The organism is Vibrio sinaloensis, from assembly GCF_000808535.1.
Lineage (GTDB): Bacteria > Pseudomonadota > Gammaproteobacteria > Enterobacterales > Vibrionaceae > Vibrio > Vibrio sinaloensis_D.
Map to the genome: position 1 here is coordinate 667,894 of NZ_JWLV01000001.1, position 16,986 is coordinate 684,879.

14 protein-coding genes are annotated in these 16,986 nt (G+C 46.1%); 5 read left to right on the plus strand and 9 right to left on the minus strand.

Going from position 1 to position 16,986, the window contains the following annotated elements:
* Positions 1–62 precede the first annotated feature (62 nt).
* Complete coding sequence (gene glgX, locus RJ47_RS02885) at positions 63–2,009, plus strand: glycogen debranching protein GlgX (RefSeq protein ID WP_039481672.1); 1,947 nt, start codon at positions 63–65, stop codon at positions 2,007–2,009.
* Between the two features lie 151 nt (positions 2,010–2,160).
* Positions 2,161–3,927 (plus strand): diguanylate cyclase, encoded by a 1,767-nt coding sequence (locus RJ47_RS02890; protein ID WP_082016318.1) that lies wholly within the window; start codon positions 2,161–2,163, stop codon positions 3,925–3,927.
* 37 nt (positions 3,928–3,964) lie between these two features.
* Here the strand turns inward: RJ47_RS02890 and RJ47_RS02895 are convergent, their stop codons facing one another.
* The 9 genes from RJ47_RS02895 to RJ47_RS02935 all read right to left on the minus strand — a co-directional run bounded on the left by RJ47_RS02895 (position 3,965) and on the right by RJ47_RS02935 (position 13,951).
* The gene (locus RJ47_RS02895) at positions 3,965–5,725 is read right to left on the minus strand and encodes an exo-alpha-sialidase (RefSeq protein ID WP_231565929.1); all 1,761 of its coding nucleotides are present in this window, start codon (positions 5,723–5,725) and stop codon (positions 3,965–3,967) included.
* 158 nt (positions 5,726–5,883) lie between these two features.
* Positions 5,884–6,951 (minus strand): YjhT family mutarotase, encoded by a 1,068-nt coding sequence (locus tag RJ47_RS02900; protein ID WP_039481210.1) that lies wholly within the window; start codon positions 6,949–6,951, stop codon positions 5,884–5,886.
* A 12-nt stretch (positions 6,952–6,963) separates the two neighbouring features.
* Positions 6,964–8,121: an N-acetylneuraminate epimerase gene (locus tag RJ47_RS02905; RefSeq protein WP_039481213.1), complete on the minus strand. Its 1,158-nt coding sequence runs from the start codon at positions 8,119–8,121 to the stop codon at positions 6,964–6,966.
* Between the two features lie 223 nt (positions 8,122–8,344).
* Positions 8,345–9,178: a MurR/RpiR family transcriptional regulator gene (locus RJ47_RS02910; protein ID WP_039481216.1), complete on the minus strand. Its 834-nt coding sequence runs from the start codon at positions 9,176–9,178 to the stop codon at positions 8,345–8,347.
* Positions 9,179–9,257: 79 nt separating this feature from the next.
* The gene (locus RJ47_RS02915) at positions 9,258–10,136 is read right to left on the minus strand and encodes an N-acetylneuraminate lyase (protein ID WP_039481219.1); all 879 of its coding nucleotides are present in this window, start codon (positions 10,134–10,136) and stop codon (positions 9,258–9,260) included.
* 61 nt (positions 10,137–10,197) lie between these two features.
* Entirely contained in the window at positions 10,198–11,088 is an 891-nt protein-coding gene (locus RJ47_RS02920) for a dihydrodipicolinate synthase family protein (RefSeq protein ID WP_039481222.1), read from the minus strand.
* Positions 11,089–11,114: 26 nt separating this feature from the next.
* Positions 11,115–12,398 (minus strand): TRAP transporter large permease, encoded by a 1,284-nt coding sequence (locus tag RJ47_RS02925; protein ID WP_039481225.1) that lies wholly within the window; start codon positions 12,396–12,398, stop codon positions 11,115–11,117.
* A 9-nt stretch (positions 12,399–12,407) separates the two neighbouring features.
* Positions 12,408–12,917, minus strand: a complete 510-nt coding sequence (locus tag RJ47_RS02930) for a TRAP transporter small permease (RefSeq protein WP_038135089.1) — start codon at positions 12,915–12,917, stop codon at positions 12,408–12,410.
* Positions 12,918–12,985: 68 nt separating this feature from the next.
* Positions 12,986–13,951, minus strand: coding sequence for a sialic acid TRAP transporter substrate-binding protein SiaP (locus tag RJ47_RS02935; protein WP_038135090.1), 966 nt, complete (start codon positions 13,949–13,951; stop codon positions 12,986–12,988).
* A 237-nt stretch (positions 13,952–14,188) separates the two neighbouring features.
* Between RJ47_RS02935 and RJ47_RS02940 the strand changes: the two genes are divergently transcribed.
* From RJ47_RS02940 to nagA, 3 genes are read left to right on the plus strand one after another with little or no spacing between them, the layout of a single operon-like run.
* Positions 14,189–14,911, plus strand: a complete 723-nt coding sequence (locus RJ47_RS02940; RefSeq protein ID WP_156143294.1) for a putative N-acetylmannosamine-6-phosphate 2-epimerase — start codon at positions 14,189–14,191, stop codon at positions 14,909–14,911.
* The gene (locus RJ47_RS02945; protein WP_039481231.1) at positions 14,899–15,762 is read left to right on the plus strand and encodes an N-acetylmannosamine kinase; all 864 of its coding nucleotides are present in this window, start codon (positions 14,899–14,901) and stop codon (positions 15,760–15,762) included. Before RJ47_RS02940 ends, RJ47_RS02945 begins: the two co-directional genes overlap by 13 nt.
* A gap of 4 nt (positions 15,763–15,766) precedes the next feature.
* Positions 15,767–16,900 carry an N-acetylglucosamine-6-phosphate deacetylase gene (gene nagA, locus RJ47_RS02950; RefSeq protein ID WP_039481234.1) on the plus strand — a complete coding sequence of 378 codons (1,134 nt, stop codon included), beginning with the start codon at positions 15,767–15,769 and terminating at the stop codon, positions 16,898–16,900.
* Positions 16,901–16,986: the final 86 nt, after the last annotated feature.

Below are 16,986 nucleotides of genomic sequence, written 5' to 3' on the forward strand. Positions count from 1 at the left end.
GTCTTACAACACTATTTACTTAAGTTTCGCTATATAGAACACAATATTTGTAAGTAATGATCATGCAGTGCTCTCATCCATATCCGTTAGGCGCAACACCCCATGAACACGGGTGTAATTTTTCTATTTACGCGCCCGATGCAGACTCGATTCAATTAGCTATCTTCGACCAAACCGGTGACTTTAAAACGTTTCAACTCGATAGCGAATACGCGGGAATAAAATTCACCTTTGTACCTGGCATTCTGCCTGGCGCTCAGTATGGCTATATTGTCGAGCACAATGGCGAGCCGCATTTAATATCAGACCCGTACGCAAAAGCGCTGGCAAAACCTTTGCATTACACGCTGCCTTTTAATTCAGAGAAGAGCTTTGAGTTAGCGCGCTGCGTGGTTGTCTCCGACGAGTTTGACTGGCAAGGGGTTCAGCGACCAAACCGTCCTCGTGATGAGATGGTGCTGTTTGAAACACACGTCAAAGGGCTGACTAAGCTCCACCCAGACTTGCCAATTGAGTCTCAAGGACGCTATTTAGGGCTGGTTAGTGACGCCATGCTTGAGTTCTATAAAGAGCAAAACATTAACACGCTCCAACTGCTGCCAGTGGCTGCCTGCATGCATGAGCCTCACCTGTTAAAGATGGAAAAGGTAAACTATTGGGGCTACAACCCCTACTTGTTTATGGTGCCTGATCCAAGATACGCCGACAAAGATGCCGTCAACGAGCTAAAAACCGCTATTCGCGAACTGCACCGCAACGGCATTGAGGTGATATTAGATGTTGTTTACAACCATACGGCGGAAGGCGGCAGTGATGGACCGGTATTCAACCTAAAGGCGCTCGACAAACGTTACTACCTGAAACACGGCGAGCACTACGCCAACTACACCGGATGTGGCAATACCGTCGATCTTTCTTATCAGCCAAGCTTGAATCTGGTGATGGATACGCTCCGTTACTGGGTTAATGAATATCAGATTGATGGGTTCCGTTTCGATCTCGCGGCCACACTGGGCCGTCATGGAGAGCACTTTAGCCCAGACGCAGGTTTCTTCAAGGCTGTGGCTCAAGACCCGGTATTACAGCAAATTAAACTGATTGCAGAACCTTGGGATATTGGCCCCAACGGTTATCAAGTCGGCAACTTCCCATTCGGCTGGAACGAGTGTAACGATCGACTGCGCGATATCACCCGTAGCTTCTGGCGCGGCGATCAAGGGTTTCTCAAAGAGTTTGCGACACGCCTTATGGGCTCCCGTGACTTGTACAGTGCCGCGAACTGGCCTTATAAACTGACGGTCAACTACATCACCTACCATGACGGTTTCTGCATGCAAGATCTTGTCTCTTACAAGCACAAACATAATGAAGCCAATGGGGAGCACAACCGTGATGGTCACGGCGACAACCGCTCTGACAACTATGGCGTAGAAGGCCCAACGGAAAACCTCACCATCGTAGAAAAACGTGAAAAACAAAAACGCAACTTCATGGCCAGTTTGCTATTTGCGTTTGGTATTCCACATATTCTTACCGCGGATGTGCTTTCTCATACGCAACGAGGGAACAACAACGCCTATTGCCAAGACAATGAACTGAGTTGGTTAGACTGGCAGATGGATGAGCGTAAAACGCGTTTCAAACAATGGCTCGCGGAGATGATCCAAGCTCGCCAGCATTATATGGTGCCTTTTATTCGTGCGTTCAGCGGCGAAAACCGCAACGACAACCGAATATTCTGGCGCAGACTCGATGGTTCGTTTATGGAGCATGAAGACTGGAACCGACTCAGCTCGATGGCTCTCCACTTGGGTATCGGCGAAGAAGGATCAGAGCTGTTTTACTGCATCAACCAAACCAACGCACCCGCCAGATTTACCTTGCCAGAAAGAAAAAGCGCTGAATGGACCATGATCTGTAATACCGACTCACACGATCTTCATCAATCAATAGATCACAAACAGGTATTGGTCGCCCCCGCGTCCATAGCGATCTTCCACTCAAAATAGAGACGCAAAATGAGCGATATGGTGATATATCGCTCAATTCTATAAAGCCATGCAGTTATAGACTGGATTAATATGCATTGATGTGCTTGCTAATACCGTTTAGTATACCGGGCATAATTACTATATATTCCGTATCAATCAGTTGGCACACATGGCGTTACCAAAAATACTTATTCGAACGCTGAGACCGTATATCATTCTTCTTGTTTTAGGGATGATTTATGCGGCTTATCATCAGCTCAATCAATCCGAAAAGAGTGCCTATCAGCAATCTTTTGGCAACTTAAAAACCGCATTTCATCTTATTTCCTCTCAAGTCGAAGCGGCCACAAGCAAACTCTATCTCCTCAATGATACCGACTCACTCAAGGACTTTGATTCAACCGCAAAACGCATCTTGGAGCATTCACCTGCTTACCTAGATATCATCACCGTCGATCATCAAACTGGACAATATCGTTCGGTGTTACTTAATCCAACTCTAGCCGAGCAAAACACCGCGATGGTGTGGAGTCCGCTAAATAAAGTTGACCCTAGATTTACCGTTTCTTCTGTTTATGAAAAGCAGCCAGATCAATGGGTGTTTGCCGTCAAATATCAACAAAGCAACCTCAATGAAATCTGGATTGAGTTTGACCTCAAGTACACCACACAAAGCCTTCGTGGCTTAAGAACCCTCTCCGATGGCTATGTCTTTGTCGTTGATAGTTCAACGGGCAGGCTTGTCTTTCACCCAGATCCGCAACGAATCGGCACCCCTTCTGTCAGCTACCATGCGGGCATCAGTGAAATGATCACTAACGGCTTGCGTTTTGGTCGGCACGAGTATTACTACAAAGGTCAATTTAAACTCTCTGTATTCGACAGTGATAACCCATACCAATGGGTATTTATCTCTGGGACAGATAGGTCTGATGTTTTGTCCTCTTCGTATCAGTTTTCGCTAACGGCGATAGTGATTGCGTCCCTGTTGTTGCTTGCCGTCGCATTTAACTATCTGACCTATCAACTTAACCAATCTCTGGCCGATCTGAACAACAAGCACGACCTGCCAGATTTTAAGCACCATCTGCGCGCTATCTTGGATCGCTTCTGCCATCATAAGGGGATCCAACTCTGTTTTTATGACTCTGATTACGGTTACTTCAGCACTATCGATTACCATGGAAACAGTCACATCGTTCTGAAAGACAAAGATCTCGCCAATCGATTTTCACCCAGCTCACTACGCTATACCGCCAAGCGCTACGCCGATCCTTTGGCCAAAAAACTAAAGATCGATGGCCGGCATTACACCATCCCCTTGTTCGATAAAGGCAGCTTAATTGCGGTGATTTACATGACGGCAACCTTCCCCACTTACCGAAGTATTTTGCGCATGATTCGTGACTACTCAGAAGTGGCGCTGTCCAATCTATTACTGCACAAAAAGCTGCGCAGTAAAGATGTGATGACTCACCTAGATAACAAGCTAACGATCCGTGAAAAAATTGATTCAAACTTGGATAAAGAAGGCATCTACCTAGCGATTCTCGATATCGATCACTTCAAGCGTATCAACGACGTGCACGGGCACCAATGCGGTGATCATGTCATCCTCCATACGGCTGAGTTGATGAAGAAATGTTTCCCTAAACCTGGGGCAATGAGTCTGGCTCGCTATGGCGGCGAAGAGTTTTGTGTGTTGTTTTACGCGAACGATGAAAACGATGCCTATGAACAGTGCGAGCTGTTTAGGCAAGTGGTAGAACAAACCGAGTTAGGCTATGAAGAGATTGAGGTAAGGTACACGGTAAGCATCGGTATTACCTCAGCGCAAGATAGCCAACACACGACGATTGGCCGCGCCGACAAAGCCCTCTATCAAGCGAAAGGACTTGGTCGGAATCAGGTGGTGCTCAATACGTTTCGTGCATAATAGAAAGGGGAAGTGGCTAAGCACTTCCCTTCTTCGTTTAGTTCACACTGTCAATATCAATCACCATAAAACGAATCTCAGTGCTGGATGTCGCTTCATAAATCACACCAATATCTTCGTTTCCTGAAGCCCCTTTGTCTTGAAGCTGAATGAGATCAGAGTAGGCACTATAGCCATCTCTAAACTGAGTTCTCTGAGTAAAGTTATAGTTGCCAGCACCATCATCTACCGCACTCCAAATCGCAAGGTCGTTTCGGTCAGAACTCACGGCTGAATTTCCTTGAGGGCCTGACATTAAGACGCGATTATCTCCATAGCGCAGTAACCCAATATCCACTTGATCTAATTTGAAAAACAAAGCGCCATTTGTCGAGTAACGTTCCTCTTCAATCATCGTCCAGTTAACGCCTCGGTCTGAACTCACAAAGTGATAGCGGTTGAAGTTGCCAGTACCCGTGACCCCATCATTGCGCGCGGACATCAAAAGCCTACCGTCATTTAGCTCAACCATATCTGCTTCACTTGGCTCAAGTGCATACGTTGGTGTTTGATTCCCAGCGTGCCAAGTCACGCCATGATCATCACTGTAAATAGACACGACCGACAACTGAGTAAACGCATCTAATATAATGGCAGGGAAGATCAGTCTACCATTAGTTAACTGAATACCCTGACCTGGCCCAGCATTAATACTCTTCCACCCCGGATCACCACGACCATTTCGTGCACTGGTTTTCGTCCAGCCTTGTTCAGCAGGGTGTTTAATAATGGTTCCGTTGACTCGCTCCATTAAGCTCGCATCAAAATAGAACTGCTGATTGTCTGCAATGGAAAAATCTATCGTGTGATAAGCAGAGGCACCTTTGGTCGATGAACATCCATTCCCCCACGTCACTGTTTTACTAGAATGGCTTTGACCAGACCAATTTGTCGCTACGAGAGTTCCATCGACATAGAAACTAGCCGTGCTACCTTGACCGACAATTTTATAATCGTGGTAGGCGGAGATATCGAAGTCCATTGGAAACTCAAGATTGGCACCGTCAGAGTACAACACGGCTTTTACTGATTTATCAGCATTGACCTGAAGGTCCGCTAAGAAACGTTTACTGCCATTACCGTAGTACTGCACGTTACAAGAACCATCTGCAACACGGGAATTCCAACTCAAACTCCAACCATCACTATTCGCTTGATCGATCTGGGCTTGTGACGGTGTCGCAGACCAAGTTGCACGTCCATCAATACTGTTGGTCCCATTCGCCATCCAGTTAACATCTTTCACTTGATCTAACACATCAATCGCTGCGGACCATGTCTGTCCGTTGTCATCACTGGTTCGATAAAACAATTTGTGTTTAGGATCATCAAACGGAACACAATTTCCGTTTTGGGCACAGTTGTTATCCCACTTAGTGTAGAAAACAAACATTCTCCCAGTCGTCTTATCAACAAATGGGCGAGGATCCGAATAGGCTTCATTAGCCACTTCATGGATAACGGCATAATCACTCCAAGTCACGCCATTGTCAGTGGAACGTCGACTTTTAATGCTAGTCGGATAGCCACTACCGGGATCTTTATTTGAAGCACGGCCCTCAGCAAAAGCAACTAAAGACCCATCTTGAGCAACAACGATTGATGGTATGCGATAGTGGCTACTTCCACCTTCACCACCTTTGAATACCACTACATCTCGCAAATTAGGTGCAACTGCATGGGCACTCATTGGGGCGATAGCCATCCCAAGCGTTAGTAGTCCTACCGCCAAAAGTCCCTTCTTTTGAAATTGTTCCATTACTGAATGTCCTCTTACTATTTGGTGTTCGACCTGCAAGCCAAAGACAAATAAAGGGTGTAAAAAGCCTCTACACCATTGGAATATGATGCAGAGGAGAATCGTTTGGTCTTTGACTATTCTTTGTGGCGAGAGCGTTATCTATAGGGGGAGGTAACTTATCGCCAAGTTAGTGCGTAACAACTTGATAGAGCTTGTCCTTTACTTCCTTCACCTCCTAATATGTACATTTTATTGTTGCTTGATATCGACACACCATAAGCAACACCTTCAGGTATCGAGGTCGCTTGGTGCCACTTGTTGCCATCGAATCGCCATACTTGATTGTTGTAGTGTTTGGTCAATCCTTGATGGCTGTACCACTGCCCTTTCAGGAAATTTCGTTGACTGCCGATGAAGAACGCTCCACCGGCTGCAATAATCTGGTTATTCACCGTGCCGCAGAAGTGACCGGCTAAGCCTTCATGATTGTTAGTGACTTGATCTATTGAGGGCAATTTCGTTGAGCTGAGGCTATGAGGTAATTGAAACTCAAATCGCTTGGTTTCTAAGCTTCTCAGCCCTGGTTTAATTTCACCTTCAATAAGCGTAATGCAGTTACCCTGACGCACGATCCCTGCACCACAGTTAGCTGGAAAAATATTGTCCGCGACGATCGACCACTTCTGCAGAGTCGTTTCAAACCGCCAGATGTCTTGATTCCACCCGTAAGCTTCAATCGGACGAGACATAAATTCCGTTAGCATAGCGCGATGTTTTTCTGGTTCAGCCTTCGGATCAATCTGTGAAATTGCCGCGAGAAACGTATCAAATGTCTCTTTACAGTAACCACCGAAAAACACCAACCGACCCGGCTCTAACTCGCATACTGAAGCGCCTAAGAAGCCCACTGGTGTTTGGGTGGTCAGTTTGTCCCATTTATCGATTATCGGGTCATAGACATAACCATCATCAAGCACCACAGGCGGCTGTTCTGCACTTAAACATCCAGCTCCAGAGAAAACATACAGTCTGTCATTACTCACTGTGTAAGCCGCATCATTTCGAGCCACTCCAGGAAACTCTGATGCGCTTTGCCAGCCATGTTCAGGGCAATCTAAATCATAAAAAAATAGGCGCTTCCCTGCGCTCCCTAAACCAGCATAGAGTGTGTTGCCGATAACACCTCCTACCCCGTTTTTCACCCCAAATGGCAAGGGTGGAAAGTCTTCAATGAGTAACGACATTTTATGAGCTCCTTAATCGTTAAGGTCTACTGATGAGCCATTCCACGACAGCATATAGACCTTGTTGCTTGCACTGCGATCGCTCTTTTCACCACCTGCAATCAATACCCCTTTCGACGCATTGAATGACGCGCCATAAGCAAGGCCCTCTGGCAGGTTATTCACTTGTTTCCACAAGCCTTCTTTTTGCACATAAATCTCTGGGTTGAATGCTTTGCTGAATCCGTCATGAGCAAACATTTTGCCGCTTTCAAAAGCAGATTTGGCGCCATGGAAGTTGGCTCCACCAGCAACAATCACCACGCCATTACTCTCACCTGCAAACGCTCCTGCTACCCCTTCTTGCACATCTAAAGACTTAGGAGCAGGCAGCGCATGTAAGCTTTGCCACGGTTGCTGTTGGCCAAATTGGTAGGTCTTAACCTCTGCAGTTCTTAGGCCGGGCTTTATTTCCCCGCTAATCAAAAGCGCCTGTTCACCCTTAGCGACTAGCGCACTACCACAATTTGGCAGGTAGGGTGACTGGCCAAGATCACTCCACTTGCCTGTAGCAGGTTGGTAGCTTAAAACTTTGCGATTCCATTTATAATCTGTCGGTTTCATTCCCATGTAGTCATCGACGATTTTCTGCCAAGCTTCTGGCTCTGCTTTTTTATCCGTCGTCAGTACGTCATGAAGGTATTGGTCAAAGTAAGCTTTGTTGTATCCACCGAAAAAGACCACTTGTTTGCCATCTGGCGAATAGGACGCGGCGCCTAGTAGACCCACGGGAGAAGTCGTATTCACTTGCGCCCAAGAGTCTGACCCAACATCATATCGATATACGCTATCAAACAAGATTGGCGCGACATCAGACGAGTTGATTTTGCCCGAGCCACCAAAGACATAAATTTCGTTGCCAATCACAGATGCCGTTGCCCCATTGCGGGCAGGGCCACTAAAGTCAGCTCGTTTTTGCCAACCTTGAGATAGGTTATTTAGATCAAGCATGTAAAAGTCTTGTCCCGCCGAACCGAGTCCAACAAAGACTTTATTGCCCGCTTGGGCGCTCACGCCACTTTTAATGCCTACAGGAAGATCAGGCCACTCATTGGCAGCCAGCGCGTTAACACTCAACACCAGAGAAGCAGCAAGCAAAGGTGTATGAAGTATTGAGTTTTTGATAGTCATTATTGTTATTTCCTTATTGGGTGACCCTACCACTCATTCGGTCATGGATTGGCGCAGTCATTTTTAATTACGCCTTTGTACAAAATTCATACTAATTATTGATCAATGAAAAAATATTTCTTTGATCAACTTAACAATAAAAAATATTTTCACCATTAAATGAAATAAAAGCCCATCATTTTGATGAGCTTTTAATAATGGCTTTTAAATCAATAAAATAGAGTTACTTCATTAATGGCAGAACCACTTCCGCCGTCTCCATTACTGATTCACTATATTCTGGATAGCTGTCTAACAAGGTGTTGATCAGAGCATCAACCAATAATAACGCACCAACTTTGGAAGCAAATGCACCGCCAGTCAATGGACCTTCTGGCCTTGCTGCGACCAAGAGTTCATCGGAAATGGCCGATAGCGGGCTGTGACTAATATTCGTCAATGAGACTACCGGAACACCGCGTCGATGGGCTTGTGTCGCCGCGTGGATAACCTCTTTAGTCGAACCTGAGCTCGACACAGAAAACCACATATCACCACTGTCACTGCGGCCTGCACTCATTGCAGCCAAGTGCGTGTCCTCGTACATAATGGCTTTTTTGCCAATACGCACTAAACGGTAAGCTAAGTAGCGCCCAACAATACTTGATGCACCAACACCGACGCAGCCGATGAAACGAGAGTTATGAACCAACTCGCAGATACGTGCCAATGATTTACGGTCAATCAGCTTAGCCGTATCTTGCAGGCTATCTACGGCGCTTTGCGCAGAGATATCGCAAATATCACCTTCAACTGGGGTTTGGTTCTGTGAGGCCGTCTGACTTAAATCAACCGCCAGTGCCATTCTGAAATCAGAATAACCTTTGTAGCCCATATCGCGACATAAACGCACCACCGTGGCTTCACTCGTTTGAGTATTACGAGCAAGATCGGTAATAGTTTGGAACTGAACGTCATGAGCGTTTTCTAGCACGTAGTCAGCAACTAGTCTTAGTTTTTTGCTCAACGGCTCAATATTAGAACGCAATCGAACTAATAGATTTTTAGGCGAATTCACTAGGGCCTCTTTACATTTATTTGGCTGAGCTAAAAGTATCAAACTCAGTCTGTTTTGAACACCAGCATAGGCTTGATAATCACATAAAGTTATTGAAACTAAAAGTTTCAATCATCTTGTTAATCTTGCTTTTACCTTCACTATCTAGCCCAAGGAATGGCGCTCTACATTCACCATAGTCGATACCAAGTTCTCCCATCGCATACTTAATGCCTTGGTAAACACCAACATCGAGCAAAACTTCCGTCACTCGATTGACCTGCTTTTGCTTTTCTAGTGCTCTGTCTAAATCACCTTCAAGAACCGCTTGGTAAAGTTCAACGTATTGCTTTGACATCAAGTTATAGGTACTGCCGATCCCGCCACTCGCGCCCATCTGTAGACCACTAATGAGCATGGTATCTTCACCGTGGAAGATAATACTTTCCGGTTTTGCCTGACGTAATCTCTCGATAAAAAACATATCTGTAGTGGTATGTTTGATACCAATTACGTTCTCTAACTCTGACAGTTCGAGGAGTTCTTTGTGATCAAAGTTAACACCTGTCGTACCCGGAATATTGTAGAGCAACAAAGGAATCGGCGAGTATTGAGCAAGACTCTTGTAGTAATGAATCACTTCAGCCTTGCTAAAACCATAGTAGAAAGGTGGCGTGGCCGAAATGGCATCATAGCCTGCTGCAACTGCACTTTCGACTAGCTGTAAAGACTCATGCAATGCAATAGCGCCAACATGCGCAATCAGTGGTACACGTCCATTATTGACTGATGAAACCGCATTGAGCACCTGTTGTCGCTCATCAATACTCATCAGAAAACATTCCGATGAGCTACCGCCGATATAAAATCCATGTACACCTTGCTTGATATGGTGCTCGACCATCGCGGGAATTTTATCAAGTTGCAGCAAACCATTAGATGAAAATGGTGTCATCAAGGGAAGGTAAATGCCCTGCATATAAACCTCTGAGAATTAGAAGCATCAAAGTGAGGGAGGCAAACCTCCCCCTTTAGCTTAATTAGAGAAAGTTTGCGTCGCGCAGTTTCGCCAACACATCGGCTTTTTGGTTTGCGCTTAGTGCACGGATTGGTTGGCGTGGGTCACCAGCATCAATGCCGTGTAATTGCATCGCCACTTTACCTGCGGCAACACCGCCATACTCAACCAACACACGGATAATCGCGATGACTTTGTCCATTAATGCAGCCACTTCATCATGCTTACCTTGATTAAACGCTTCAATGATCTGCAAATAAAGCGGCGCGGCATAGTTATAGGTACTACCAACCGCACCAACGGCGCCTACTGCAAGGCCTGCTGGCAGAAACTCATCGACACCGAAAGGAATATCAAACTTGCCGCCAGAGACGCGCACGCATCGTTGGTACTCATACAGATCAGCATTATTGAACTTAGCACCAGAAAGGTTTGGAATACGCTGTTCACCTTTGATCAAGAACTGCTCAAGATCGAGGTTTACCCCAGACATTCCAGAGTGGTAGTAGTAGAAACCTTTCGATGGTGCGGCAGCCGCAACCTGCGCGCAATATTCGACAAGATCATCGACGCTACCTGGCTTAAAGAAACATGGCCCGATGGCTGACGTCGCTAGAATATCGAGGGTTTCTGCGTGCTCAGTTAAGTTCAGCGTATCAACAATACTCAGAGCGCCAGTGTGTAGGATCAAATCAAGCTTGCCATCTGCCGCTTTCACCCAGCGCTCGGCTATCGCTTTACGTTCATCGACTGAACAATGAATCCCTTCTCCGGTTGTGCCACATACATACGCCCCCTTTACGCCTTGCTCAATCAGTAGCTCGGCAATTTGGTCGATTGCCGCAAAGTTGACTTTGTTGTTTGCGTCAAACGGGGTGTGGGGAGCGGCAATTAGGCCAGTTAACTTATTCATTTTTAATACCTTTAATAATTTCGTTTCTACTGTCCGTAGCCCAAGAAGATTTCAGGAAGCAACAGAGTGAATTGAGGGAAAACGGCAACGAGTGCAAGCACGATAAATAGCGGCACAAGCAATGGAATCACGCCGCGCGTTAACACATGGAATGGAATGTCACCCACACGTGATACGACGTATAACGCCATGCCCATCGGCGGAGTTAAGATACCGATCATCAGGTTCAAGATAGCCATTACACCAAAGTGAACTGGGTCGATGCCCACCGCACCCGCTACAGGTACTAGGAAAGGAACCAGCAGCAGCAATAGCGCCAATGATTCAATAAAGGTTCCCAAGAACAGTAGCAGTAAGTTGATAAGTAGTAGTAAAACGAGTGGGTTCTCACTGATGGATAGGAAGTAATCAGCAAGCATTTGTGGCAGCTGTTCACGCGCAACAATCCAACCAAATACCGTTACACCCATCACCATTAACGCCACCACAGCCGTGGTGTTAACCGTTTCTCTTAAAATTTCAACAAAGCCGCTTAGCGTAAGTTGCTTGTACACGACTGTACCTAAGAACAAAGCGTATAGAGAAGAAACGACCGCCGCTTCCGTTGGCGTGAACTTACCTGAGAAGATACCGCCAATAATGATCACTGGCGTCAGCAAAGATAGGAAAGCTTCTTTAAAAGATTTTAACTGCGCTTTACGTGATGCACGCGGCAATGTCATATAGCCACGCTTCTTACAGATAAAGTAGCTCATCGTCATCAGAGCGGCACAACACAATAGTCCAGGGATCGCACCTGCCAAGAACAAAGCACCGATGGAAGTATTAGAAACCACACCATAGATGACCAAAGGAATTGAAGGGGGGACTAATGGACCAATAATGCAAGAAGCTGCCGTCAAACCACCGGCGAAATCATCGTCATATTTAGCATCACGCATCGACTTAATTTCGAGTTGTCCTAAACCACCCGCATCAGCCAGTGCCGAACCTGACATACCAGAAAACAATAAGCTCGCCATGATGTTTACGTGGCCCAAACTGCCCGTAATATGACCAACCATAGATTTAGCAAAGTTAAAGATTCGCTCTGTGATGCCTGCACTATTCATCAAGTGACCAGTCAAAACAAAAAACGGAACCGCTAACAATGTGAAGTTGTCGATACCACCCAGCATTTGTTGAGCAGCAAAGTTAATACCTGTGCTATTGGTAACAAGCAAGAACACCAATGCAACGAAAATCAGCGAAAAGCCTACCGGCATACCTGCAAACAGTAGCCCTAGCCAGCCAAAAATTGAACCTGCCATAAGGATTCCCTACCTCTGTGCCATTTGCGAGTTAGATGCCTGAGCATCTTTAGTGCAACCAAACAGTTGCTTTGAAAGTCCAAACATTTTCTCAAGCTGTCTGAACACCATAAATAGTCCACCTAAAGGCAAGCTATAGTTCATCCAACTGCTTGATACCCCTAAAGTAATCAACTCGAAGAACGCAGTACGCTGAACGTGTTGGTAGCCTAAATAGATGATGGCGATGATAGAAAACAGCACCGCAACTTCTAATGACAGCACTAATGCCAAGCGGGCTTTTTCAGGCAATTTATCTGAGAAAAAAGTGATGTTGACGTGTGTATTGCGCTTAATCGCAATCGCACAGCCAATTAACGACATATACATAAACAGAACTCGGGCGAGTTCTTCACTCCAAAGAGAAGGATCATTGAGTAACCAACGGGTACCAATCTGCCAGGTCAGAACAACCAAAAGCACCACCATTAAAGGTACAGTTATGATCTCTTCAATATTTTCAATTATCTTCTTAAACATCTTGAGCTCCATGGCTGGCCAAGAGCGGCCAGCCTGAATAGTCGAAATAAACTGTCTCGTTTATTTCCTTACATAGCTGCGAGTTTCTTAACGACAGGCTCGCCGATCTTTTCTTCAAACTCAGCGTACAACGGCTGCATTGCTTTACGGAATGGCGCTAAGTCTGGGTAAGTGACATTCACGCCTTGTTTTTCAAAGAATGAAATCAGTTCTGCTTCTTGCTGTTTCACAGATGCAGTGTGCGCAGCACCCGCTTTAGCCACGGCTTTATTAACGATCTCTTTTTCTTCCGCTGAAAGCTTTTGCCACGTCGGCTCAGAAATGATCACCATCTGGTCATTAACGATGTGGTTAGTCATCGCCAAGTTGCCTTGAACTTCGTAGAACTTCATGGTTTTGATGGTAGGTAACGGGTTCTCTTGGCCATCAACAGCGTTAGTTTGCAGTGCTAGGTAAACTTCAGAGAAAGCCATCGGTGTTGGAGATGCACCTGACAGTTTTGCGTAGTTCAGATTTGGCTTAGCGTTTGGCACACGTAATTTAAGACCTTTAAAGTCTTCAATGTTATTTAGAGGGCGGTTAGAAGTGGTTTCACGCGTACCATTGTACCAAGTATCTAGCGCACGCCAGTTAAACTTAGTAAGCATTTCTTCACGAACACCTTGACCAAATTCCGAATCAAACATACGACGTAAGTGATCATAATCGCGGGCAACATAAGGCAGTGTTACCGCTTCGGCACGTGGGATCCAAAGACCCATTCGACCAAACTCAGCGTAAGTGATATCCAAATCACCCATACTTAGTTGTTGAAGCATTGCTCGATCATCACCTAGCTGGGCACTTGGGTACAGTGCTAGCTTCAACTCGCCATTACTCATCTCTTCGATTGTGTCCGCTAGAAGCTTCGCCGACGTGTATTCGACAGAACCAACAGAAGCTTGCATACCCATTTTTAGGGTCGTTTCAGCGTTAACGGAAACGGCACAACCAAGAGCCAGCATAGCGATAGTAAGTTTGTTGATGGCTTTCATATTATTCCCTTTTATTCGATTTTTACCTTGTTTCACCAATTTCAAAAAAAACTTTTATTTTATTTGAAAAAAATCTTCGTTATGGATTATTATTGCCGTGAAGATTATTTTCAAACCAACTTTTTGCAAAATGTGATCGCGGACAAAAATTCGCCAACGTTATCAATTGGCAGACTGATTAGACGAATTGTGATGGATCGTTTTCTTCTCATCACTCCGCAATACAACGCTTAATTTATGAGGCCCGTCGTGAGAACAAAAAATCTAAATATCAATGAGTTAAAATCATCTTTGCTAGGTCAAACTGTGGTTTCTATTCAACCAGTCGTTGGTAGTCCATTAGAAAAAACAGAATTTATCGTCGCGATGGCGCTAGCTGCAGAACAAGCTGGAGCGAAAGCTCTTCGTATTGAAGGTGTCGAAAATGTCGCCGCTGTGGCTGCAGTGGTCAGTGTACCAATTATTGGAATTGTGAAACGTGACTTGCAGGACAGTCCTGTTCGCATCACACCTTTTGCCCGTGATGTTGATAACCTTGCGAATGCAGGAGCCACCATCATTGCTTTTGATGCCACTGATCGTGAGCGTCCCGAAAGCCGCGAACACATTGCTCAAGCGATCAAAAACTCGGGGTGCTTTGCCATGGCAGACAGCTCTTGTTTTGAAGATGGCGAATGGGCCAACTCGCAGGGAGTTGAAATTATTGGCTCAACGCTATCGGGATACGTCGACGATGTAGAGCCCACAGAACCAGATCTGCAATTGGTGAAACAGTTTTCTCAAGCGGGATTCTTTACAATGGCAGAAGGTCGCTACAACACACCCGAACTAGCAGCTCAAGCGATACAAGCAGGCGCAGTGGCGGTTACTGTCGGTTCTGCGATAACTCGCCTAGAAGTGGTCACCAACTGGTTTAATGCAGCGACACAAGCGGTAGGGGAAAAACAATGCACACACTAGCCATCGACATTGGCGGCACCAAGATAGCCTTAGGCTTAGTCAGAAATGGTCAACTAATTGAACGCACCCAGCTCCCGACACCTAAAGCGCAAAATGCAGAGCAGTTTGCGCAAGTGATTCTCGCGCACGCCGATAAGTGGCTGCCAGAGATAAACAAAATCGGGGTTTCAACAACGGGCTTAGTCACCAAAGACGGTATTTCAGCCATCAACCCAGATACCTTAGCTTTTCCAAGCCCTTTCCCACTTGCCCAAGCGCTGGAATCACTGACCAATAAGCCAGTCGCGATGCTCAACGATGCCCAAGCAGCTGCATGGTATGAATTCAAAGCTCTCGGGAGCACAATAGACAACATGGCGTTTATTACCGTTTCAACGGGCGTGGGAGGCGGGGTTGTCATTAATCGCCAATTGCATCAAGGAAATGCAGGTCTAGCAGGCCACATTGGACATACCGTTGTTGAACTTGATGGTCCCAAATGCGGTTGTGGTCAAACAGGTTGTGTTGAAGCTATCGCGTCAGGAACCGCAATTAAAAGGGCCAGTGATGACTATTTCTTCCCGCATATTTCGAACATTGAACTGTTCTCCCTTGCAAGTAAAAATCAGCATGCAGAGGCCATTATTGCTCGAAGTGCCAACGCTATTGCAGCGCTTTGTTGTAATCTCAAAGCCACATTAGATCTCGACATTATTGTCTTAGGCGGAGGTATCGGCTTGGCAACAGGTTACCTTGACCGAGTCAATAAAGCGATAGCCTCTAGACCAGGAGCATTTCAGGTCTCAGTGGTGGCAGCCAAAGGTGACTACGACGCGTGTCTACTGGGCGCAGCCTATCAATTCAAGGAATAATCTTATGATACTCAACGCCATTTCCGCTCCGCGTATCTTTGATGGACGTCAGTACCACAGCAACTCTGCTCTATTATGGCGCGATAACCATATTGAAGCCATTGTTCCACTCGAAGAGCTTTCGAGTGAGATACCTGTTCAGCACTTTAGTGACTCAATAATCTGCCCCGGGTTTATCGATATTCAAGTTAATGGTGGCGGAGGGGTGATGTTCAACAACGACACTACGCCAGCGACCATGCAAACCATCACCGAAGCGCACAGGAAGCACGGCACAGCCTACTTGCTGCCAACACTGATAAGTGCGACACCAACCAAAATTTCAGAGGCTTTGTTGGCTTGCCAGCAGGCACTCAATGATCGATTACCAGGAGTGCTGGGCATACACTTGGAGGGGCCATGGCTAAATCCGGCCAAAAAAGGCGCGCATGACTCTGCCTTATTCTATTCACCTAGCCTAGAGTCTTTGCAGCAGTTACCCTGGCCAGACAAAGGACAGCTCTTAATCACTTGTGCCACTGAACGCGTCGATGTTGGTGCCCTGTCTTGGCTAGAAGCACAGGGCGCGACGATTTCATGCGGGCACTCAAACGCTACTTTTGAGCAACTGCCTGCGGAAAAACTTAAACACATTGATGGGTTTACTCATTTGTTTAACGCTATGTCACCACTCGAAGGGAGAGCTCCTGGGGCTGTCGGAACAGCGCTGCTCACCGATCATGCTTGGTGTTCCATCATCACTGATGGCATCCATGTGCACCCTCAAAGTGTCTTGCTAGCGCATAGAATAAAACCGAAAGGCAAATTGTTGATAGTCACCGATGCGATGGGCTCGGTGGGCAGTGCCAATGATCAGTTTGAGCTTGATGGTGAGGTTATCTCAGTGGTTAATGGCAAACTCGTCAATCAAGAAGGTGCACTCGCTGGAGCCCACATAGGGATGGATGAATCCGTGGCCAATGCGATTCAATGGGGAATAGATGAAGCAGAGGTTTTAAAAATGGCTTCAACCTACCCTGCTCAGGCGCTCAAATGTGAGCAGCTTGGTTATCTCAGACCGGGTTTTAAAGCTGCTGCAACTGTCCTATCTAATGAATATCAGTCTCGAGCGGTACTCGTCGATGGTAAACTCTATTAACTCAACCAAGGCGTTGCAATAAACGCCTTTTACTATCGAAAAATCAGCCACTTGACCCTAGTGCGTTTTCCTTCAACAATGATTGT